Annotated in this window: 11 protein-coding genes; 1 reads left to right on the plus strand and 10 read right to left on the minus strand. The window is 63.2% G+C overall.

What is annotated here, in order from left to right:
• Nucleotides 1-8: 8 nt before the first annotated feature.
• From DNK89_RS10605 to DNK89_RS10645, 9 genes are all read right to left on the minus strand, one after another.
• Nucleotides 9-1,931 (minus strand): PrkA family serine protein kinase, encoded by a 1,923-nt coding sequence (locus DNK89_RS10605; protein WP_060984991.1) that lies wholly within the window; start codon nt 1,929-1,931, stop codon nt 9-11.
• A 317-nt stretch (nt 1,932-2,248) separates the two neighbouring features.
• A complete protein-coding gene (locus tag DNK89_RS10610) occupies nt 2,249-3,460 on the minus strand; it encodes an FAD-dependent monooxygenase (protein WP_110960064.1) in 1,212 nt (403 codons plus the stop codon).
• Nucleotides 3,461-3,509: 49 nt separating this feature from the next.
• Entirely contained in the window at nt 3,510-6,023 is a 2,514-nt protein-coding gene (locus DNK89_RS10615; RefSeq protein ID WP_110960065.1) for a bifunctional diguanylate cyclase/phosphodiesterase, read from the minus strand.
• Nucleotides 6,020-9,352, minus strand: a complete 3,333-nt coding sequence (locus DNK89_RS10620) for an EAL domain-containing protein (RefSeq protein WP_238990780.1) — start codon at nt 9,350-9,352, stop codon at nt 6,020-6,022. The genes DNK89_RS10615 and DNK89_RS10620 overlap by 4 nt, the downstream gene beginning before the upstream one ends.
• 157 nt (nt 9,353-9,509) lie before the next feature.
• Nucleotides 9,510-16,490 (minus strand): DUF4347 domain-containing protein, encoded by a 6,981-nt coding sequence (locus DNK89_RS10625; RefSeq protein ID WP_110960067.1) that lies wholly within the window; start codon nt 16,488-16,490, stop codon nt 9,510-9,512.
• The gene (locus tag DNK89_RS10630) at nt 16,487-17,353 is read right to left on the minus strand and encodes a sulfotransferase (RefSeq protein WP_110960068.1); all 867 of its coding nucleotides are present in this window, start codon (nt 17,351-17,353) and stop codon (nt 16,487-16,489) included. The genes DNK89_RS10625 and DNK89_RS10630 overlap by 4 nt, the downstream gene beginning before the upstream one ends.
• On the minus strand, nt 17,350-17,892 hold the full coding sequence (gene cysC, locus DNK89_RS10635; protein ID WP_110960069.1) for an adenylyl-sulfate kinase: 543 nt from the start codon (nt 17,890-17,892) through the stop codon (nt 17,350-17,352). Before cysC ends, DNK89_RS10630 begins: the two co-directional genes overlap by 4 nt.
• Before the next feature lie 365 nt (nt 17,893-18,257).
• The gene (locus tag DNK89_RS10640; protein ID WP_110960070.1) at nt 18,258-21,173 is read right to left on the minus strand and encodes an aconitate hydratase; all 2,916 of its coding nucleotides are present in this window, start codon (nt 21,171-21,173) and stop codon (nt 18,258-18,260) included.
• A gap of 200 nt (nt 21,174-21,373) precedes the next feature.
• Nucleotides 21,374-21,781, minus strand: coding sequence for a hypothetical protein (locus tag DNK89_RS10645; RefSeq protein WP_110960071.1), 408 nt, complete (start codon nt 21,779-21,781; stop codon nt 21,374-21,376).
• 111 nt (nt 21,782-21,892) lie between these two features.
• Here DNK89_RS10645 and DNK89_RS10650 point away from each other — a divergent pair, with 111 nt between their 5' ends.
• On the plus strand, nt 21,893-22,768 hold the full coding sequence (locus DNK89_RS10650) for a helix-turn-helix domain-containing protein (RefSeq protein ID WP_110960377.1): 876 nt from the start codon (nt 21,893-21,895) through the stop codon (nt 22,766-22,768).
• Nucleotides 22,769-23,017: 249 nt separating this feature from the next.
• Here the strand turns inward: DNK89_RS10650 and DNK89_RS10655 are convergent, their stop codons facing one another.
• Nucleotides 23,018-23,320 carry an H-NS histone family protein gene (locus tag DNK89_RS10655; protein WP_015015416.1) on the minus strand — a complete coding sequence of 101 codons (303 nt, stop codon included), beginning with the start codon at nt 23,318-23,320 and terminating at the stop codon, nt 23,018-23,020.
• Nucleotides 23,321-23,675: the final 355 nt, after the last annotated feature.

A 23,675-nucleotide genomic window follows, 5' to 3' on the forward strand; every position in this document is an offset into this window, starting at 1 on the left:
CACCGACCCTAGCTACTCTTGCGCACCCGCAAGTACCACTCGCACAACAGCCGCACCTGCTTGGGCGTGTAGCCCTTATTGACCATGCGGGTGACAAAGTCCTCGTGCTTGCGGGCCTCTTCGGCGCTGGCCTTGGCGTTGAAGCTGATCACCGGCAGCAGCTCTTCGGTGTTGGAGAACATCTTCTTCTCGATCACCAGGCGCAGCTTTTCGTAGCTCGTCCAGCTGGGGTTCTTGCCCTGGTTGTTGGCGCGTGCCCGCAGCACGAAGTTGACGATCTCGTTGCGGAAGTCCTTGGGGTTGGCGATGCCGGCGGGCTTCTCGATCTTCTCCAGCTCGGCGTTGAGCGCGCTGCGGTCGAACACCTCGCCCGTGTCGGTGTCGCGGTATTCGTTGTCCTGAATCCAGTAGTCGGCGTAGGTGACGTAGCGGTCGAAGATGTTCTGGCCGTACTCGCTGTAGCTTTCCAGGTACGCCGTCTGGATCTCCTTGCCGATGAACTCGGCGTAGCGCGGCGACAGGAACTCCTTGATGTAGCCGGTGTACTTGGTCTCCAGCTCGGCAGGGAACTGCTCGCGCTCGATCTGCTGCTCCAGCACATACATCAGGTGCACCGGGTTGGCGGCCACCTCGGCGCTGTCGAAGTTGAACACCTTCGAGAGGATCTTGAACGCAAAACGCGTGGAGATGCCCGTCATGCCCTCGTCCACGCCCGCGTAGTCGCGGTACTCCTGATAGCTCTTGGCGCGCGGGTCGGTGTCCTTCAGGCTCTCACCGTCGTACACCTGCATCTTGCTGAAGATGCTGGAATTCTCGGGCTCCTTCAGCCGCGTCAGGATGGCGAACTGCGCCATCATCTTGAGCGTTCCGGGCGCGCACACGGCGTTGCCCAGCGACGATTCGCGGATGAGCTTTTCGTAGATGCGGATCTCCTCGCTCACGCGCAGGCAGTACGGCACCTTGACGATGTAGATGCGGTCGAGAAACGCCTCGTTGTTCTTGTTGTTGCGAAACGCCTTCCACTCGCTCTCGTTGCTGTGGGCCAGCACCACGCCGTCAAACGGAATCGCCCCAAAACCTTCGGTGCCCTTGTAGTTGCCCTCCTGCGTGGCCGTGAGCAGCGGGTGCAGCACCTTGATGGGCGCCTTGAACATTTCCACAAACTCCAGTAGGCCCTGGTTGGCCAGACACAGGCCGCCGCTGTAGCTGTAGGCGTCGGTATCGTCCTGCGCAAAGGTTTCGAGCTTGCGGATGTCCACCTTGCCCACCAGGCTGGAGATGTCCTGGTTGTTCTCGTCGCCCGGCTCGGTCTTGGCAATGCCCACCTGCTTGAGCACGCTGGGGTAGCGCTTGACCACCCGGAACTGGCGGATGTCGCCGCCGTACTCTTCCAGCCGCTTCACCGCCCAGGGCGACAGCACGCGCTGCAGGTAGCGGCGCGGAATGCCGAACTGCTCCTCCAGCACGGGGCCGTCTTCTGCGGCATCGAACAGGCCCAGCGGCGATTCATTGACCGGCGAGCCCTTGAGGGCATAGAACGGCACCTTCTGCATCAGCGCCTTGAGGCGCTCGGCAATGGAGCTTTTGCCACCACCCACCGGGCCCAGCAGATAAAGGATCTGCTTGCGCTCTTCCAGCCCCTGCGCGGCATGGCGGAAGAAGCTCACCACCTGTTCGATGGACTCCTCCATGCCGTAGAACTCGGTGAAGGCCGGATAGCGCTTGATGACCTTGTTGGCAAAGAGCCGCGACAGGCGCGGGTCGTTGCGCGTGTCCACCATCTCGGGCTCGCCAATGGCGGCCAGCATGCGCTGGGCCGATGTGGCGTAAGCCATGGGATCACGTTTGCACTCGGCGAGGTACTCGTCGATCGACATTTCCTCTTCGCGGCTACGGGCATAGCGCGCGGCGAAGTTGCTGATGGCATCCATACGACCTCCTGTGGCGGCACCCCTGGCGGGCTCAGGTGGTACCACGGTGTTGCATTGGCAATCGCTACCGGCTTGGTCCTTTGTAGCACCACGAACTGCGCTTGAACAGCCAATTCGCGGGCATGTGACTGGCCTTTTTGTGGCGTTGCACACACAGGGATAGAGCGTGGCACACTGCGCGAAGTTCACCCTGCAAAACGCGCTCGCGGGTTGCAACGGATAGGGAATGTCCTGACAACTGGAATGTCCGGTTGATACCGCAAACATGGGCCATGCGCCAAAGGCTTATCCGCAGTGCGCCTCCCGCACGCCAACCGTCACAACGAACTGGCGCTGGAGCCGTCGCCCCGGTACAACCAGGGCACATCCAGCAGGCGCTCGCCCAGCAGGCGCAGCGACAGGTCGCGCCCCCAGCGCACCGGCCCCGTGGCGTGGAAGATGCGGCCATTGCGTGTCGACCGGGCCTGCACCCGCGCGTTGCGCTGCCAGCGGTTGAGCGCATAGCGGCGCAGACGCAGCGGCACATCGAGGTCGTGCATGGCCAAAGCACGCTGCAACTCGGCCGCGTCTTCAATCGCCATGCCCGCGCCCTGGGCCAGGTACGGCCGCATGGGGTGCGCGGCATCGCCCAGCAGGCCCACGAGGCCTTGTGCCATCTCGTCGGCGCTGCGCACCGGCGGGCGGTCACACAAGGGCCACAGGCGCCAGCCCGCCCCACCCGCGGCACTCACGCTGCGCACCACGTCCTGCAGCGCGGTGCAGGTGCCTTGCAGTGCGTGCTCCAGGCCTGCGGCATTGGCGGCGTGGTCCCAGTTCTCCAGGTCTTGCGGTGCGGGCCCTTGCACAATGACCACCAGGTTTTGCAGCTCGCCCCGACGCACGGGGTACTGCACCGCGTGCAGGCGCGGGCCCAGCCAGGCGGTGACCTGCGCCGTGCGCAAGGCGTCGGGCAGCGCATGCTGCGGCACCAGCGCGCGGTAGGCCAGGTGCCCCGTCACGCGTGGCGGTACCGCGCCCAGAAGCTGGGTGCGCGTGCGGCTCCATAGGCCATCGGCACCAATCAGGGCATCGCCCTCAACCTGCTTGCCCCGGCTGGTGCGCACGGTGACCACGCCGTCGGCATCGGCAAAGCTGTCAATCGCATGCTCCAGATGCCATTGCGTGTCGGTGTACTTGGTCACGGCAGACAGCAACAGGCCATGCAGGTCCGCTCGGTGAATGGTGGCGTAGGCCGCGCCATAGCGCTCCACCGCCGTGGGACCCAGGGGCAACACGGCCAGTTCTTTGCCGCTGACGGCGTTGCGCACCTGCAACCGGCTGGGGAAGGCAGCCACCGCCTGCAGCGGCTGCTGCAGACCCCAGGCCTGCAAGCGGCGCACCACGTTGGGCCCGATCTGCACGCCCGCACCTACTTCGCTGAACGCGGCAGCGCGCTCGTACAGCCGCACCTCCCACCCGGCCCGGGATGCGCCCAACGCAGCAGCCAAGCCGCCAATGCCGCCACCGGCGACCAACACCTGTTTTTTCATGGCGCGATTGTGAACTGCGCGCGCCGGCGGACCTTTGCTTTAGCGCAGGTCATAGCGCAGGCCGTAGCGCACGCTCCAGCACTTCGGCGGGCATGGGCCGGCCAAACAGGTAGCCTTGGAAAGCCTTGCAGCCGTAGCGCTGCAAAAATTCGAGTTGGCCTGTGGTCTCTACGCCCTCGGCCACCACCGCCAGGTCCAGGCTGTCGGCCAGGGCCAGGATGGTGCGCACAATGGCGGCGTCGTTGGGATCGGTCTGCAGGTCGCGCACAAAGCCCTGGTCGATCTTGAGCTGGTCGAGCGGCAAGCGCTTGAGGTAGCTCAGGCTGGAATAGCCGGTGCCAAAGTCGTCCAGCGAGAAGCCTACGCCGTAGCGGCGCAGATGCTCCATGCGCGCAATCACATCTTCGACATCGGCCATCAAGAGGCTCTCGGTGAGTTCGAGCTTGAGGCGCTCCGGGTTGGCGCCCGTGGCATCGAGCACGCCCAGCACCTGCTCCACAAAGTCGGGCTGGCGGAACTGCCGCACGCTCACGTTCACCGACAGGAAGAACTGCCGGGTGAGCGAGCTGCGCGACCAGGCCACCAGCTGTGCGCACGCCGCTTCCAGCACCCATTGGCCCAGAGGCAGGATGAGCCCGGTCTGCTCGGCCAGCGGTATGAATTCGGCGGGTGAGACCATGCCCCGGCGCGGGTGGCGCCAGCGCACCAGGGCCTCGGCACCCTGCAAGCGGCCTTTGCCGTCCACCACCGGCTGGTAGTACAGCACCAGCTCCTTGTCTTGCAGGCCGCGGCGCAGGTCGGCCTCAAGGGCCGAGCGGTTGCTCACGGCCGCTTGCATGTCGGGGTCGAAGAAGCGCTGGGTGTTGCGCCCCGCCGCCTTGGCCTGGTACATGGCCAGGTCCGCATGTTTGAGCAGCTCATCCACGCTCACGGTCTGCTGGCCAAACAGCGCGATGCCTATGCTGGGTGTGCTGTGGTGGCTGGCATCGCCCAGCGCATAGGGCTTGCCCAGCGTGGTGAGGATGTGGCTGGCCACCAGCGCAGCCTCGGCGCTTGCGTGGGCGGGGTCGGGGCTGAGGCCCTCCACCAGCACCACGAACTCGTCGCCACCAAAACGGGCCACGGTGTCGGACTCCCGAACGCAGCCCTTCAGGCGCTGCGCCACCTGCAGCAGCAATTGGTCGCCGGTGTCATGGCCCAGCGTGTCGTTGAGGTCCTTGAAGTTGTCGAGGTCAATGAACAGCAGCGCGCCCTGGGTGTCAGAGCGCGCAACCGCCAGCGTGGCGTGTTGCAGCCGATCCACCAGCAAGCGGCGGTTGGGCAGACCGGTCAGCGAGTCATAGAACGCCAGGCGTTCGATCTGGCTCTCGACCTGCTTGCGTTCGGTGATGTCGCGACCCACGCCCCGGTAGCCACGCAGCGCGCCATTGGCGTCAAACACCGGCACGCCGCTGACAGAGATCCAGTGCATGCTGCCGTCCGCGCGCCGGCGTTGCAGCTCCAGGTCGCGGAACGGCTGGTGCGCGGCCAGCACCGCGCGGTGCGCAGCCCAGTCGGCATCAGTCATGTTCAGGGCGCCGATCTCCCAGCGCGTGCGCCCCATCACGTCCGACAGCGGAATGCCGTTCACGCTCAGGTCGCCCGCCAGTTGCACAAAGCGGCCCTCGGCATCGTGCTCCCAGTACCAGTCGGACGACAGGTCGCTCAGGGATCGGAAGCGCGCCTCGCTCTCGCGCAGCTCGTTCTCCACACGCACATAGTCGCTCACATCGGCAAACGTACGCACCAGGCTGCCATCGGCCAGCGTGGTGGTGCGGACCTCGAACGTACGGCCATCGCGTGTGGTGCGCCAGTACAGCGCCGGGGCAGCAGCGACAGCACCCTGTGCCACGTAGTCGTGTCCGCGACGGTCCACCAGGCTATAGCCCTCGCCAAAGTCACCGCGCTCGGCCTGCACGCGCGTCAGGTCAGCCAGCGTGGGGCGGGTGGCCATCAGCGACTCGGGCAAGTTCAGCAGCTCCAGCACGCGCTCGTTGTAGACGGTGATACGGCCATCGGGCCCGGTCTTGAAGATGCCCTGGCTCATGCTGGCCAGCGTGGCCTGCAGGGCCGAGCGCTGTTCCTGCAGCATGGTCAACGCCTCTTGCCAGATGCGGGCGTCCACCATGCGCACGGGCTGGCCCCGCCCCTGCGCGCCCTGCACCAGCGCCACCAGGCGGTTGAGCAGCTCGCTCAGGTGCGCAGCACCGTCGGCCTCGCGCAGCACATAGTCGCCCAGCCCGCAGCGGAACGCGCGCGCGGCCAGGGCCTCTTGCGCTGCATCGATGCACATCAGCACCGGGCGGCCGGCGCACAGCTCCAGCAGGCCGGGCAGTTCCTGGTCGCTGGGTTTGAGGCACAACACCACGGCGTCCCAGGCCTGGCTGGCGAGGGGGGCCTTGGCGGTTTCGGGCGTAGGGCTGTTGACCACCCGCCAATCCGGGTAACGCGCCGCGATCAACCGCCGCGCGGCCGCTGCGTGCTGGGTATCGATGTCCACCCACAGGATGCCCACGCCGTTCATGGCCGTTGCTCCTGCTGTGCGGGCTGCGAGGTAGCGAGCGAGGGCGCCGAATGGCCCGGCAAGTGCTCACGCTCGAACAGCTCGACAGGCCCGGGCCTTCCAAACAGATACCCCTGGAACCCCTCGCACCCATGCAGCCTCAGAAAACTCAGCTGCCCCGTCGTCTCCACCCCCTCGGCCACCACCTCCAGGTCCAGGCTCTTGGCCAGCGCCAGGATGGTCCGAACTATCGCCGCGTCGTTCGGGTCCGTCAGCACGTCCCGCACGAAGCTCTGGTCGATCTTGACCTGGTCCAGCGGCAGGCGCTTGAGGTAGCTCAGGCTGGAGTACCCGGTGCCGAAGTCGTCCAGCGCAAAGCCCACGCCTTCGCTTTTGAGTTGCACCATGCGTGCGATGGTGTCTTCGATGTCGCCCAGCAGCAGGCTTTCGGTGAGTTCGAGCTTGAGTTGCCGGGGGTCTGCGTTGTGGTTCTTCAAGGTTTGCAGCACTTCGGCCACGAATCCGGGTTGGCGGAATTGGCGGGCGCTGACGTTGACGGAGATGGACAGGTGGGCGGTGTCCGGGTGCTGGCTCCAGCGCTGCAGTTGTTCGCAGGCGGTCTGGAGCACGTATTGGCCCAGGGGGAGGATGAGGCCGGTCTGTTCTGCCAGGGGGATGAAGTCGGCCGGGCTGATCATGCCGCGCTGGGGGTGGCGCCAGCGCACGAGGGCTTCTGCGCCCAGGAGGCGGGCGTGGTGGTCGACCACGGGCTGGTAGTGCACGAGCAACTCGCCCCGGGCCAGGCCCTGGCGCAGGTCGGCTTCGAGGTTGGAGCGGGCGTTCACCGCTGCCTGCATGTCGGGGTCGAAGAATCTCTGGGTGTTGCGGCCTGCGGCTTTGGCCTGGTACATGGCCAGGTCGGCACGCTTCAAGAGTTCGTCCACGGTGAGGCGTTCGTCGCCAAAGAGGGTGATGCCGATGCTGGGGGTGCTGTAGTGCTGGGCGCCGTCCAGGTTGAAGGGCTGGTTCAGGCTGGCCAGGAGTTTTTCTGCGACGGTTTCTGCCTGGGTGGCGGCGTTTTGCAGGTCGGGGGCCAGGGCTTCGAGCATGACGACGAATTCGTCGCCGCCAAAGCGGGCGACGGTGTCGGCTTCGCGCACGCTGCCCACCAGGCGGGCGGCGACCTGGGCCAGGAGTTGGTCGCCCATGTCGTGGCCCAGGGTGTCGTTCAAGTCCTTGAAGTTGTCGAGGTCGATGAACAGCAGTGCGCCGAGATTGCGGGTGCGCTGGCAGGCGGCGATGGAGCGTTGCAGGCGGTCCAGGAGCAGGCGGCGGTTGGGCAGGCCCGTGAGCGCGTCGTAGAAGGCCAGGCGTTCGATTTCTTGCTCGGCACGTTTGCGATCGGTGATGTCGCGGCACACACCCAGGATGCCCGTCACGCGGCCGTGCAAGTCGCGGATGGGGGTCTTGATGGTCTCGAACTGGCCCTGGTAGCCGTCTTCCGCGAAGGTGAGCGTCTCCTCGTACACCAGCGGCTGCCAGGCCTGCATGGCGCGCTGGTCGTACTTGCGAAAGCGCTCGGCATCGGCCGGTGCCACCAGGTCAAAGTCGCTGCAGCCCACGACCTGGCTCTCCGGTCGGCCCGCAAAACGCTCAAACACCGGGTTGACCGACAGGTACACCCCGTTGGTGTCCTTCATGAACACCATATCCGGCATGGCGTTGACCACGCTGGCCAGGTGTGCCTTCTGCTGGGCCAGTTCCTGTTCGATGCGCTTGAGCGCCGTCAAGTCGTAAGCAAACAGCACCACGGCGGCCACCCCTTGCGCCGTCACGCTCTCGGGGGCGATGGTGGTGTGGCGGAACTGGGTGCCGTCGGGGCCATCAATGCGGTTCTCAAACACCGCTGTCTCGCCCGCAAAGGCTTTTTCAAGGTGCGGGTGGATGCGTGCGAACACTTCGGGCGGAATCACATCCTGCAGCAGCTGGCCTTCCAGCTCCTGGGGCGTGGTGTAGAGCCAGCGGGCCTGCTGCTCATTGACGTACAGCACGCGCAAGTCCCGGTCGATCCGCGACACACCGCCCGGTACATGGCGCAGCGTGTTGGCCATGAGCGCCTGCTGGGCGTGTGCGGCCTCTTCGGCCTGGTGGTGGGCGGTGATGTCGGTCTGCACGCCATCCCACAGCACCCGGCCATCCTGCAACCGGCGCGGCGACGAACTCAGGTGCATCCAGCGCACCTGGCCGTCGGTGCGGCGCACCCGAAACACCGCCTCCAGGCTGGTCATGGACAGGTAGGACTGGCGCTCCGCCTGGCGCAGGCGGTCGATGTCTTCCGTAAGGATCTGCCGGTACAGCACGCGCGGGTCCTGCAGCACGTCTTCGACCCGCACACCGTTCAGCCGCTCGATGGCGTCTCCCATGTGCACAAAATGCACCCGGCCATCGAGCTCGCGCACGATCTGGAACAACACGCTGTGCGGCAGGTTGCGCCCGAGCAGTGACAGACGCCCCTCGCTCTCGCGCAAGCGGCTTTCGGCCTCCTGGATGCGTGCAAACGGGCGGCGAATGCCTGCGTCAAACACCGCCTGGTACAGCAGCGCATACGCCACCACCCGAAAGCCATGGGACAAGACCCCACCCAGCGTCGAATGCCCGCCCAGCGAGCCCACGGTGACCTCACCACACACGAACGCTCCGGCAGCCCAGGCAAACAGGCGCTCGCGCGGCGCCTCTTCGTGGCGGCTGCGACGGAACAACAAGACCGCACTGGCGGCTAGTGCGAGAGCCAGCCCCACGGCCACCACCTGGCGCAAGGCCCCGTCTGCAGCATGGGCAAACCAGTGGGGCAACGGCCCCAGCGCCGACCCCGCAAGCACCAGCGTGACGCCCCCCGCTGCGGCCAGCCACGCGCGGGCCGGGCCGGGGGCCGACAGGCGCGTGGCGGTGAGCCCCAGGGTCAGCGCCTCGGCCACACGCGCCCAACTGCTCAGCCACAGCGACATGTCGGCGCTGCCCGGGGGCATGTGCACGGGGCCGGAATGCACCAGCACGCCGTGCAGAAAATTGCAGGCCGCCGCCACGCCAAAGCCCACTACCAGCACATTGGCGCGCGCCTGCTCCTGCGCCTCCAGGGCATGCAGCGATACGGACACCACCAGCAACCCCAGCAGCACCGCCACCAGCTCCAGCAACGGCTCTAGCCCGTGCTGCGCGCCTGCCCCATCGCCCAGCATCTGCGCCAGTGGCACTACCACCAGCGCCAGCAATGCCACCACCAACACCACGGTGATGGCGGGCGCATCCGACCAGGGCATGCGCGCGGTCGGAGAGCTGTTGGGAGGGGGCATGGGCAAAGGGGTGAAAGGCAGTGCCGGCGAAATGGCCGCACAACGTCACAAGTGTATCTACGCGTAAGGAAATAACCAGAGCGCTCGCCCCATGAAAAACGGGGCCGAAGCCCCGTGTTTGGTCCGGAAGAAATTTTTCCCTAGTGACCCGAGCGGTTCAGAAGGTGGGTAGTCCGACGATCACCAGTTCCTGCGGCGTCAAGGCCTGTACGTGCCCTGCCAGCGACTGGTATGCCCCCCCCTCCTGCAGACCCTGTACCTGCAACCGGTAGGCCTGTCCTCCAATCTGCACAAGCTCCACATCCCGCAGGATGTCCTGCTCGCCCGAGAGGGCATTACGCAGCACGACCTCTTGCTGGCCCGCCGCTGCGTCGCTGGCCGTGCTGGCACGCAGTTGCACGCTGAAGTTCTGCAAAGACCCCACAAACGCAGCCAAATCGGTGCCTTCGCCGCCGTCCATCACGTCGTTGCCGTTGCCTCCGATCAGCACGTCATTGCCTGCGCCTCCGAGCAGCACATCATGACCGCTGTCTCCGCCCCATCCGAGCTCACCCAGAACAGCTGTCTGTGTCAGCTGTAACTGCCCTTGATTGGTGATCTGACCACGCACGTTGGCATGTGCCACCAAATAACCCAGGCCCTCGCTCCAGCTTCCTCCATGGGCGAGATAGTCCAGCCCGACTTGAGTGTTCTGCGCCGTGGCATATTCTTGCCCCCAAGTCTGGCCGATCAGTGCCTTCATTTTGTCTTGTGCACTCGCGTTGGCAGGCAGCGTGCCCTCGTACCAGTTCCAGGCGGCTTGCAGCAGCTCGTTCCGATCCCAGTCCTGGGAGGCCAGGGTGTTCATCGCCTGCAAGGTGGGAAGCTCGTGCGTCAGCCCTTGGAACAGCAGACTGATGGTTTCCATTTGCGTGTAGTTCTTGTGCACCAGCGCAAGTCGCTCATCCAGTACGTTGCTGCCACTCCACTGCCCTACCAGCGACGCGCTGTGCGTGTCAGTCAGCAGGTTCTGGCTGGCGCTGTAGCTCACGTGCAAGTTCCCATCCGCGCTGAGGGCAAAGCTCCAGGCTCCCGCGTCGCTCTTGCCGCCTTGCAACACATCGTTGCCAGCACCGCCGTCCAAACGATCGTCACCCACACCGCCCACGATGATGTCGTTGCCATCGTCTCCATACAGACGGTCATTGCCGCCTTTGCTGGCCACCACGTCGTCACCACCACCGCCATGGATCACATCATCGTCGGCACCCAGTACGATCCACTGGGTATTGCTATCGCCGCTGGCGGCATTCTGGCCTGCACCTCCAACGATGCGCACTGCGCCCACAATGGCAATGAAGTCGACGTTGTCCACCTGAATCAGGGTGCCACTGGGCAGCGAGCTGGCATCCAAAATGACGGCCTGCATACCGTCGCTGGACACAGCGCTACCGCTGATCACAAAAGGCACATTCGGGTTAAAACCCGCGCCCGGTGTGGCAGTGATGGTCTGAACAGTTAACGGCACCGATGGGTCCAGCGTGGCAAGGAAGACCTGGCCGTTGTTGGTGAGTTCCGCATTACCCCCTGCGGCGCGCTCGATGCGCAGTCCCAGTTCTGCCATGGCTGCACTGCCGACGACCGGATAGGACAGTCCCTGTGCCTGCAGGCCTACGCCCACGGGCACGCTGACCTGTACGATGGGATGACCATCGGGTGCTGTAACGAGAGGGATATCGGCCAGATTGGCGTTGGGAGTGGCAGGATCCTCTGGGCGGGCGGGTTGCACTACAGGAATGGTGACGATGGTGGTTCCCCCCTCGCCAGGCGTAGTCGTGACAGGCACACCGTCCACCACGGGAGCCGGTGGCAACTGTGGCAAGGGAGGGGCTGCAGCTACAGCGATGTTGAAGGTGTCCGTCACTGTGCCGCCCTTGCCATCATTGGCAATGACATCAATGCTGATGGTCCCGATATCCAAAGCAGCTGGTGTGCCGCTGAAAGTGCGTGTGACACCATTAAAATTCAGCCATGCTGGCACTACGCCGCCACCAGCGAGTTGAGCGGTGTAGGTCAGCAGATCTCCCACATCGGCGTCGGCAAAGGTGTCAGCAGCAAACTGGAAGTTAAACACCGCGCCTTCCGTAGTGTTCTGGTCAGGCACAGCATGGGCGACAACGGGCGGCGTATTGTTGCCAGTGACCGTGACCGGGTTGCCAAACAGGTCTGCAATCACCACCGCCGCGGCCGCACCTGCGTTCCAGTCCTCCAGCATGCCCATGTTGTAGGTCGTGCCGTCGGTGGAGCTTGTGCCATCCTTGTTCAACCGCAGCGCCAATGCGGTCTTGTCATTGGCGCTCACGGTCATGGTGAAGTTGGTGTTGGACGTGATGTCCACATTGGCGGTATCGGTCAGCGTGTAGTTGAACGCCCCCTGGCCCAGAAAGCGAATGCGGTTGGCCGTGATGTCGTTGCTCGCCCCGGTCAGCGAGAGGAAGTTGTTGCCCGTGACCACCAGCACGCCGGTGGCTACGTTGTAGGTGGCCGACGTGACGGTGGGCGCCACCACATTGCTCACCGTGACGCCGTTGCCCGTCAGGTCGGCCACTACCGTAGCGGGGTCCGCTCCGGCGGCCCAGTCTTCTGCCGCAGTCAGATTGTAGGTATTGACACTGGTGGAACTGGTGCCGTTCTTGTTCATGATCAGGTTGGCACCCAGGCGGTCGGCAGCGCTCAAGGTCAGCGTGAAGCTGGTGCTGCTCGTGATCTCCACATTGCTGGTGGTGGTCAACGCGTAGCTGGCGCCGCCTTCGCCCTGCAGGCTCAGCTTGCTGGCCACGATGTCGTTGGTGGCACCAGTGAGGCTGGTCAATCCGGTGCCGGTGACCGTCAGCACGCCGGTGCTGGCGTTGTAGGTGGAGCTGGTGATGGTGGGCAACGGCACGTTCGATACCGTGATGGCATTGCCCGTAAGCTCGGCGATATCGCCGCCGGTGACCGGGCTGTTCCAGTCGTCGGCCGCAGCCAGGTTGTAGGTAGTGCCGCTGGTCGAGGCCGTGCCGTTCTTATTAAACAGCGCCTCCACGGCCGCCTGGTCTGCGCCGGCCAAGGTCACGGCAAAGCTGGTGGCTGAAATGACCTCCACATTGCCCGTGGTGCTCAGCGTGCGGGTGGCACCACCTTCGCCGGTGATGGTCAGGGTGCTGACCGTGACATCGTTCGTCGCGCCCAGGGTCTTGACCAGGTTGGTGCCTGTGACCGTGAGGACATGGGTGGTGACGTCGTAGGTGGCGCTGGTGATGGTGGGGGCCGAGACATTCGAGACCGTGACCGCATTGCCCGTGAAGTCTGCGACCGAGGTGGTAGATGCATCCCAGCTGGCCGCAGCGGCCAAGTTGAAGGCGGTGGCGTCTGCGGCAGTGGTGCCGTTCTTGTTCAGGAGGCCATTGACGGCCAGCTTGTCTGCAGCATTCAGCGTGACCGAGAACGCCGTAGCGCTAGCGGCCGTGACATTGGGCGAAGTCAGGTTGTAGCTGCCCCCGGCCTGGCCCACCACGGACAGTTTGGAGACATCGATGGTGTCACCGCCCACCATGTTGACTGCCGAGACCGAGAGCATGCCGGTGGCGGCATCGTAGGTGGACGACAGAATGCTGGGTGTGGCGTTGGAAACGGTGATGGCGTTGCCAGTGAGGTCGGCGATGTTGCCGCCGGTGACCACGCTGTTCCAGTCATCGGCCGCGGCGATGTTGTAGGTGGTGCCACTGCTGGCTGAGGACGTGCCGTTCTTGTTGAGCAGCGAGGACAAACCAGCGATGTCGGCGCCCGAGAGAGTGACGGAAAAGCTGGTGGCCGAGGTGACCTCCACATTGCCAGTGGTGGCCAGGGTGTAGGTCGCGCCGCCTTCGCCAGTGATGGTGAGTTTGCTGACAGTGATATCGTTGGTGGCGCCCACGGTCTTGACCAGACCCGTCCCGGTGACTGTCAGGGTGTTGGTGGCGCCGTCGAAAGCAGCGCTGGTGATGGTGGGGGCGGCCACGTTGGAGACGGTGACGGCATTACCTGTGAGGTCTGCGCCGGTGGTACGGGCAGCGTCCCAGCTGGCGGCGGCCGCCAGGTTGTAGGTGGTGGTGTCTACAGCCGACGTACCGTTCTTGCTCAGGATGCCGTTGATGTTGAGCTGGTCTACAGCGTTCAGCGTGACCGTGAAGCTGGTCGCACTGGCCGTGGTGACATTGGGGCTGGTGAGGGTGTAGCTGCCGCCCTGGCCTGTCAGGCTGAGCTTGCTCACGTCGATGGTGTCTCCGGTGACCATGTTGGCGCCGGTGACCACCAGGGTTCCTGTGCTCGCGTCGTAGGTGGAGCTGATGACGATGGGCGCGGCATTGGAGACGGTGATGCCGTTGCCGGTGAGGTCGGAGATGTTGCCGCCGGTGATCACGCTGTTCCAGTCGTCTGCCGCCGCAATGTTGTAGGTGGTGCTGCTGACCGAAGAGGTGCCGTTCTTGTTGAGCAGGTTGCTCACGCCGGCGATGTCTGCGCCCGACAGGGTGACGGAGAAATTGGTGGCCGAGGTGACTTCCACATTGCCTGATGTGGACAGGGTGTAGGTCGCGCCGCCCTCGCCGGTGATGGTGAGCTTGCTGACGGTGATGTCGTTGGTGGCGCCTACGGTCTTGACCAGGCCCGTGCCGGTGACTGTCAGGGTGTTGGTGGCGCCGTCGAAGGTGGCACTGGTAATGGCGGGGGCCGCCACGTTGCTGACCGTGACACCGTTGCCGGTCATATCCGCGGGGGCTGATGCGGTCACATCCCAGTTGGCGGCTGCCGCCAGGTTGAAGGTCGTGGTATCTACAGCCGACGTACCGTTCTTGCTCAGGATGCCGTTGATGTTAAGCTTGTCTACAGCGTTCAGCGTGACCGTGAAGCTGGTCGCGCTGGCTGCTGTGACATTGGGGCTGGTGAGGGTGTAGCTGCCGCCCTGGCCTGTCAGGCTGAGCTTGGTCACGTCGATGGTGTCGCCGCTGACCATGTTCAGGCCAGTAACCACCAGAATGCCTGTGCTTGCATCGTAGGTGGCGCTGGTGATTTCGGCGGGGATGGCAACGGACTTGAAGGTCCAGACAGACGCAGAGCCAATGCCGTTGTAGCTATTGCCTCCCCCATCCTGAAAGGCACCACTGTCAATCAGCACGTAGTAATCTGTGCCACCGCTGAACGTGGCCGTTGGGTTGATGACCACCTTGCTGTTGGCGCCACCGTTGCCGCTGGCGAAAGTGACCTTGCCCGAGTCGTTGGCCGCAATCACCTCCAGCAAAGCATTGTCGGATTGGCGATAAATGCTGATGTTCTTGGCAGCCACGGCCGTGACGGGCGTACCAAACTCAATGCTCAGGTTGTAACTGGCCGGAACGTCAATGGCCCCCGTATTGGGCGACACCACCCCGGTAAAGTCGAAAGTATTGTTGTCGCTGAACTCATAGGCACCAATATCCGTCGAAGCACCGCGCCCCAGACCACGCGCATCCGTGGTGGGAGCTCCTGCCGCGATTCCATTACCAATGGCATTGCTGCCCGCCGCAATGGAAATGGTTTTAACGGCCCCCCCGTTAAATGCTAGGGATCCCAAGGCACTGCCTAGGGTGGTCTGCGTGCTGGTGAGATTATTGACCGCGCTATAGTGCAAGCCAACGGTGGTGGTGATAAGGTTATTGCTCCCCGAGATGGAACCTGTGTGGGTAACAATTATATCATCGTCACTGAAATTCGAGTTGGCACTCGTGTTGTTGGCAATGATATTATTTGTGAGAACACTATTGCTACTCGTATTAAATAAGGATAGCCCACCGCCGCCGTTGTTGACAGAATTGCCGCCGACCCAGGCATTGTTGGCGATGGTTGAATTAATAATAGTGGCAGCGTTGTTAATACTCAATCCACCACCACCACCAGCGGCGACTCCTGCATTGCCTACCGAATTCCCTGCCACCGTAGTGTTGGTGATAACTATAGACGAGGACCCCGACAACGCCCCGCCGCCGCCATAAAATCCAGCATTTGTATTGTTGCTGATGGTTGAATTGGAAATGATGATGTTTTGGGCAAACGCACTAAGACCCCCGCCAGCGCCATTGGCACCAATGTCGGTAACTGAATTGCCATCAATCGTTGAATTATTGACAATCAAATCACCGGTAGCGTCGGAGAACATCAGCCCCCCACCAGGGCCAGCCGCAGTGCTGTTTTTAATGACAACATGGTCTAGGGTCAGTTTCCCAGAATAATAGGACTGCACTGCTCCCCCGCCGTAGGCACTGGTCGTCTTTCCATTGGTCAACGTCATCCCAGAAATAGACAATGCCGATGTATTGGCGACGGCGCCATTTGCCACAAAAATACGGGAATTGTTGGCCCCGCTGATGATGAGCAAATTTTCGCCCGGGCCCACAATGGTGAATGCATCCAGGTTCGATGTCCCGTGCACATCCAGTTCTCCGCTGGTCAGAGTCAACGTTGCCGCACCACTGGCGAACAGCGCTGGGTCAAAAACAATCGTGTCCGCAGCGTTGTTGCCCGTAGCGGCCGCGATGGCGTCACGCAGGGAGCCTGCGCCGCTGTCATTCAGGTTGGTGACCTTAATGGTGGCAAGGTCAAACTGGTAGTTGCTGGCCGACAAGGCTGGCTGCGTGACCTCGCCGCTGTGGTACTCCAATACCCAGTCGCCACCCGCACCGGTGTCGTTGGTCGATGCGGCCACGGCAGCCCCGGTATGGAGGGACAGCTGATTGACAAAGTCAATGCCTACCGGGCTTTGGGCCACGTCGCAGCCGTACAGGAAGATGTTTCCCCCTGGGGCAATGACTTTGCTGATCTGAGCCAACTTACCTTGGTAGTCGTCCAAATTTGAGGCCGACAACATGGTGTTACCCAGCAGCAGGTAGCCGTCTCCGCCGTGGGAGAGGACGTGCACGGAGCCCACAGCGGCCTTGTCTTTAAGGTAGTCGGCCATTTGCGCGACGCCGTTCTTGGAGGCATCGAGCACCACCACCTCGGCGTCCTGCGGCACGCCTTTGAGCAGGTCGCGCCACTCGGGCAGCGTCGAGTCGACAAACACCACGGTCTTGGCCGGCTCTGAGGTGATGAAAGTGGTGGTGTTCATGCTGAGACTCCAGTAGATTCAGGGGAAAACTTGGCAGTGATCACGTTGGCCCGGCTGCCTGCGGAGTCGATCCAGAAGGACAGCTGAGCGTATTGCTTGAACAAATCAGGCGGCAGGATGCTCTCGCGCCGCTGCAGCCCTACCTGCGGGCGCACTTGGTGCAAGCCGTGCAACCCCAGAGCTTCGTCAAACTCCGGTGCGTCGTACCTCACCTGCTCAAAGTTGTGCGTGTACTCGGGCTCGCCCAGGAACTGGTAGATCAGGGGCAGCACTTTCTGCGGCGCCTGCGCCAGCAGGTCGTAGTCCACCAAAAGCAGTGAGCTGGCGTGTTCACCATAGAAAGCTTCCTTGAGCGCTGTCCAGGGGTAGCCCACCATGCGGTTGCGCTGGGCCAGGGTCTCTACGCGGCTGTAGACGGTGTTGCGCTCGGTGTCGTCGTTGAACAGGCGGGTGATCTCGTAGGGGTTGGCGCGGTATCTGCGTTCTATGCTGTCCATCACCCAGGCCACGTTGCGCACGCAGGCAATCAGTTTGGCCCCGGGAAAGAGGTCCATGAGGGCAGGCATTTGCGCGCTCCACATGCGGTTGGTGTCAAAGATGACTTCTTTTTCGCCCACCTGGTCTGCGTAGTAGCTGTCAAACAGCCCCCGCGACAGCCGCCTGCGTTGCTCTTTGGTGACCACGGGGCCAAATTCGCTGCCCGCACCCAGTTGGTTGAGCATGTTGCGGAACAGTCCACCGACCGGGCTGGTCATGCCCGCGTGAAATCGAGGGTTCTGCAGCAGTAGCGCAGATAGCAAGGTGGAGCCCGACCGGGGCAGGCCTGTGATGAAGTGGTAGCGCAATGCTTGTGGTGTGTTCATGTGGATTGTTCTGCTGTCGCGCTCCAGCCATTGAGCATCTGCTGCACGGCCTGCTCCACATGGATCACGCTGGTGTCCAAGCAAAGCGCTGGTGCGACAGGCACCTCATAGGTCGCCTGTATACCGGTCATCTGTGTCAACTTGTTGGCCCGCGCCTTGGCATACAGCCCCTTGGGGTCTCGCTGCTCGCATACGGTCAGGGGCGTGCTCACATAGATTTCCTTGCAACGGTCTGCACCTATCGCGGCGTACGCCGCAGCACGTGCAGCCGAGGCAGGAGAAACCATGGCAACTATGGCGTGAATGGCATTGGCGTTGAGCATCTGCGCGAGGTGCGCTGCACGGCGCACGTTTTCTGCACGGCTGGCTTCGTCAAACCCCAAGTCTTTGCACAGCCCCAAGCGCAGTTCATCGCCATCAATCACACATACAGCCTCGCCACGCAACCGTAAGCTCTGCGCCAGAGCTTGGGCGAGGGTGGTCTTTCCAGCGCCCGGCAGGCCTGTGAGCCACCAGGTGGTCGCCGTTTTTGGTTTCATCGAAAAAATGTTGTGACCAGAACCGACCGCTGGCTTTATTCGCTAAGAGAGCCCTGCTGGGAAAGCGGGCAACCAGCTATTCCCGAACAAATGACGTAGTGACGACGTTTCTAACTAAAGTCTCTGATTTTGTCACTGTCTTTTATGCAGCCTCACGTGTGCCTCAGCAAGGCGTTGCCGATGTCCAGTGTTAAGGGGCTAGATGAAAAAGCTGCAGCTATCGCCCTCACCTCGGCATAGTCACGCAATCTATTGAGGATCGCAGATTCTTCACAAGTCGGCACGAGGTCATGCGCCGCCAGTCGTTACACACGCTCTTCAATGAGGGTATGACGCGGCGCAGCCAAGGCCGCACAGGTGTCCCCTCACCCCTCCAGCAGCTGGCGCAGCACAAACGGCAGGATGCCGCCCGCCCGGTAGTAGTCCACCTCGATGGGGGTGTCGATGCGCAGGGTCACCGTCACCTCCTGGCGCGTGCCATCGGCCCGGTGGATGACCAGGCGCGCATCGCTTTGCGGCGTGAGTGCAGCGTCGGGCACCACGTCGATCACCTCGTTGCCCGTCAGGCCCAGCGTTTCCCACGAATCGCCTGCCTTAAACTGCAGCGGCAGCACCCCCATGCCCACCAGATTGGAGCGGTGGATGCGCTCGAAGCTGCGCGCCACCACGGCCTTGATGCCAAGCAGCTGGGTGCCCTTGGCAGCCCAGTCGCGGCTGGAGCCAGTGCCGTACTCTTCCCCCGCAAAAATCACGGTGGGCGTGCCCTGCGCCATGTACTGCATGGCAGCGTCGAAGATGAACATCTTCTCGCCCTGCAGCGCGCCCTCGTTTTGGAACACCGTGACGCCACCCTCCTCGCGCGAGCCATCAGCGGTGGGCGGGATCATCAGGTTCTTGATGCGCACATTGGCGAAGGTGCCGCGCACCATCACGTCATGGTTACCACGGCGGGCGCCGTAGCTGTTGAAGTCTGCCTTTTGCACACCGTGCTGCAGCAGCCATTGGCCGGCGGGCGAACTCTCCTTGATGGAACCAGCGGGCGAGATGTGGTCGGTGGTGATGGAGTCGCCAAACAGCGCCATGATGCGCGCTCCGTGCACCGCCGACGCGGCCGCCGCGCCCTGGTCGAGCGCAAACTGGGCAAAAAACGGCGGCTCGGCAATGTAGGTGCTGGCGGGCCAGGTGTAGGCCGTGCCGCTCACGCCCTTGATCTTCTCCCACAGCTTGCCGGGGTCGGAGGCCACCTTGGAATAGTTCTCGCGGAAGGCCTTGCCGTTCATGGCGTACTTGAGCAGGGCATGGACCTCGTCGCTGCTGGGCCAGATATCGCCCAGGTAGATGTCCTTGCCCCCTTTGCCTTGGCCCACCGGCTCGGTCATCAGGTCCTTGAGCACGGTCCCGGCAATGGCGTAGGCCACCACCAGCGGCGGGCTGGCCAGGAAGTTGGCCTTGAGGTTGGGGTGGATGCGCGCCTCGAAGTTGCGGTTGCCCGAGAGCACGGCCGCGCACACCAGGTCGTTGCTGGTAATGACTTCGTTCAGCTCGGGCGTGAGGTCGCCCGCGTTGCCGATGCAAGTGGTGCAGCCATAGCCCGCCAGCGCAAAGCCCAGCTTTTCCAGATACGGCAGCAGCCCGGTCTGCGTGAGGTATTCGGTGACGATGCGCGAGCCGGGGGCCAGCGAGGTCTTGATGTGCGGCTGCACCTTGAGCCCCGCCTCCACCGCCTTCTTGGCCAAGAGGCCTGCGGCCAGCAGCACGCTGGGGTTGCTGGTGTTGGTGCAGCTGGTGATGGCGGCAATCAGCACATCGCCGTTGCCCACCGTGGGGTCGGCCCCCTTGCTGGGCAGCGTGGTGGCCTGGGCATGGTCGCGGGCCGTGGCCAGCGCGGGTTTGTTGGCCTCCATCTCCACCACCGAGCGTGGCGCACCGGCGGGCGTGGGCTTGCCGTCGGGGGTCACATCGCTCACCACGTCTGCAGCGCGATGGATGTGGAACCGCGTGTGCAACAGCTCCGCCGGGCGGTTGAAGCCGTTTTGTGCATTGGGCTTGCTGAACAGGTCGGCAAACTGGCTGCTGACCTTGCCCAGTTCGATGCGGTCTTGCGGGCGCTTGGGGCCTGCGAGGCTGGGCGTCACGCTACCGAGGTCCAGCGTCACGACCTGCGAGTAGTCCACCTCGCCGGCCAGGGGCACGCCAAACAGACCCTGGGCCTTGAAGTAGGCCTCAAAGGCTTCGATTTCACCCTTGGTGCGGCCCGTGCCCTTGAAGTAGTCGATGGTCTTTTCATCGACCGGGAAGAAGCCCATGGTAGCGCCGTATTCGGGCGCCATGTTGCCGATGGTGGCGCGGTCGGGCAACGCCAGGGTGCGCGTGCCTTCACCGAAAAATTCGACGAACTTGCCCACCACCTTGTGCTGGCGCAGCAGCTCGGTCACCGTGAGCACCAGGTCGGTGGCGGTCACGCCCTCGCGCAGCTGGCCCGTCATCTCAAAGCCCACCACATCGGGGGTGAGGAAGTACACGGGCTGGCCCAGCATGGCGGCCTCGGCCTCGATACCGCCCACGCCCCAGCCCACCACGCCAATGCCGTTGATCATGGTGGTGTGGCTGTCGGTGCCCACCAGGGTGTCGGGGTAGTAAACATGGTCCTTGCGCTTGTGCACGCCGCGCGCCAGGTATTCGAGGTTGACCTGGTGCACGATGCCGAAGCCCGGGGGCACCACACCAAAGGTGTCAAACGCCTGCATGCCCCATTTCATGAACTCATAGCGCTCGCGGTTGCGCTGGAATTCAAGCTTCATGTTCAGGTCGAGCGAATTCTTCTTGCCGTAGTGGTCCACCATGATGGAGTGGTCGACCACCAGGTCCACGGGCACCAGGGGTTCGATCTTCTTGGGGTTCTTGCCCAGCTTGGCGGCCACGCTGCGCATGGCGGCCAGGTCGGCCAGCAGCGGCACGCCGGTGAAATCCTGCAGCACGACGCGAGAGACAACGAAGGGGATTTCGTCCTTGCGCTCGGCATTCGGCGCCCAGCAGGCCAGTTGCTCCACATGCTCTGGGGTCACCTTGCGGCCATCACAGTTGCGCAGCACCGATTCGAGCACGATGCGAATCGACACCGGCAAGCGCTGGATCTGCGGGAACTGCTTTGCCAACGCGGGCAGGGAGTAGAACTTGCCCTCCTTGCCCGATGCGGTCTTGAAGCCCTTGAGCGTGTTGGCAAAGGCGTGGCGGGCGGGCCGGGACGATGGGGTGGCTGGCGGCTTGGGCGATGAGGCCATGGCGAACTCCTTGATGAAAAGGCGACAGCGCCTATTCTGGCAGTCCCCCATGACGGTGCAATCGCTGGGGGTATGTGCCCCGTGCCCACAGGCCCATCGGCAAGGCTCAGGCGACGCGTTACCCACCTTTTCAAGTGAAAAGTCGCTCAAGCGCTACATGAACATGCCCTGATAGCTATCAAATTTATAGCAATTGCCCACTAGGCTACCGCCCATGCGGGCAGGCGCCGCACCCCCATCCACTGCAGCTCGGCGATGAGTGCCACCGAGACCACATTCACCACGAGGTATGCCTGGCCCAGGAAGGTGGGTGCGACGGCGTTGCCCAGCAGCAATGCCAGGCTGGCCAGCGCCCACCCGAAATTGGCAACGATCAGCACCCACAGGCTGCCACGTGGCATGGAGTGCGCGCGGGCAATGTGGGTGGCCAGCGCGGCGTAGCCCAGCAGCAAGACGCCCGACACCACCAGCAGGCCGGGCGGTAGCCCCAGCCATTCGGCCAATGACGCCGTCAGCAGCAGATGCAAAGCGCCCAGCAGCAGCCCGGTGGACGCATCGAACCAGACCAGGGCACGCAAGAAGGCGGGGGAAGACAGCAGGTTGAACATTACAAGCTCCTTAGGGGGTTGAAGAAGGCTGCATCGTTGCCGCCAAGGCGCATGGCGTCGATAACGTGCCAGGTAATGGCCTATGCGCAGCTTGGGCCTAGGATGCTGGGCATGACGTCCACACCTTCCACACCCGCCCGCCGCACACCGCGCCATCCGCTGCCGCACCGCGCTGCAACACCTGGGCCCGCCAGTTTTGGAGACCACCTGCGCACTTGGCGCCAGCAGCGGCACCTGAGCCAGCTGGAGCTGGCCGACGAGGCGGACATCTCCACACGCCATGTGAGCTTCATGGAGACCGGCCGCACCAACCCCAGCCGCGACATGGTGCTGCGCCTGTGCGAGCGCCTGGCCATCCCGCTGCGCGAGCGCAACGCACTGCTGGTGGCGGCTGGCTACGCCCCCATGTACCGCGAGCGCGCGCTGGACGACCCGGCCCTGGCCGCCGCGCGCCAGGCGGTGGAATTGGTCCTCAAGGGCCACGAACCCTGCCCCGCCATCGCACTGGACCGCTGCTGGAACGTGGTGGCCGCCAACCGCGCGGCACAAGCCTTGCTGGCTGCACATGTCAGCCCCGAACTGCTCGCGCCCCCAGTCAACGTATTTCGCCTGAGCCTGCACCCCGACGGACTGGCCTCACGCATCGCCAATCTGGCCCAATGGCGCCACCACCTCTTCGAGCGCCTTCGTCAGCAGATTCATGCCACGGCCGACCCCGCGTTGCTGGCCCTGCAGGCAGAGCTGCTCGAATACCCTGCACCCGAGGAGTCGCCCCCACTCGTCATGGCCGGAGAAATGTTGGGGGTCGTGATGCCGTTTTGTTTTGAAAGCGTGCACGGCATGTTGTCCCTGATCAGCACCACGACCATATTCGGCACCCCGGTGGATGTGACCTTGCAGGAACTGGCCGTGGAATCGTTTTTCCCGGCCAATGCATTTACCGCGCAGGTACTGCGGGAGATGGCGCAGCAATATGCTGCGGATTGACCACCCAGGGCCCGAGTGCCGACAACAAGCCGACACTTGTTTGGCACGATGGTCGGCTTGAGGCCTGCGCGGTCTGCATCGCGATAACCCCAATAGGAGCAGCATGCGCATTTTGGCGGCGATGGGATGCACAGGTACTCCAGATGCCGGAAGGGACGCGATAGCCATGCCCCAAAACCTCCAACATGCCACCCCCAAAAAAATAGCCCGCAGTAGCGGGCTATTTTTGGGCACAGGGCATGCCGATTCTCAAATGGCGAACTTTTCGCGGTTTTCGTTCTGAATCCACTTGGGCGCCTTGCCACGGCCCGTCCATGTCTGGCCGGTGGCTGGGTCGCGGTACTTGGGAGCCACCTTGGTGCCTGCCGTGGAGCTGCGGCCGGTCTTGCCAGCGGCTTTGCCGGCTGGAAACACGTCCTGGGCAGTCAAACCATATTCGGCCACCAGAGAGCGAACTTGGGATACAGCATCCGCCAATTCCCGGCGACGGGCTTCGCTGATTTGCTGCTCAAGGGCTTCACGCTGCTTCAAAAGTTCTTTGTAGCTGGTCATGGTGTCTGAATAAGGAATTAGGGTTGAAGACTTGAAGATTATATGAATAACAGAAGGCATGCCACATGCCGAGGTAAAAATTTTGCATTAAGAAACCACAGAAATGGGCCTTGCATATTCGTCAGAAAGCTATCTCCTGGCGCAAAGCCCCGTAAAAACTTCAAAGAGCACTTCAGATCTGCACCAATACAGGTCAATGCGCTGGCCTACACCCCCAACGCTTGAAATATCCAGCCCATACACATCCTCTATTCGTCTACGGAAGATAAATGCACAGCTTCTGCCATCAAAATGCGGCTGCGATGTAATGGCGTGCACTATCTCCCTCGGGCAAGGGTCTGAATATGCTGGCACA

Source organism: Acidovorax sp. ST3, assembly GCF_003231145.1.
Taxonomy (GTDB): domain Bacteria; phylum Pseudomonadota; class Gammaproteobacteria; order Burkholderiales; family Burkholderiaceae_C; genus Acidovorax.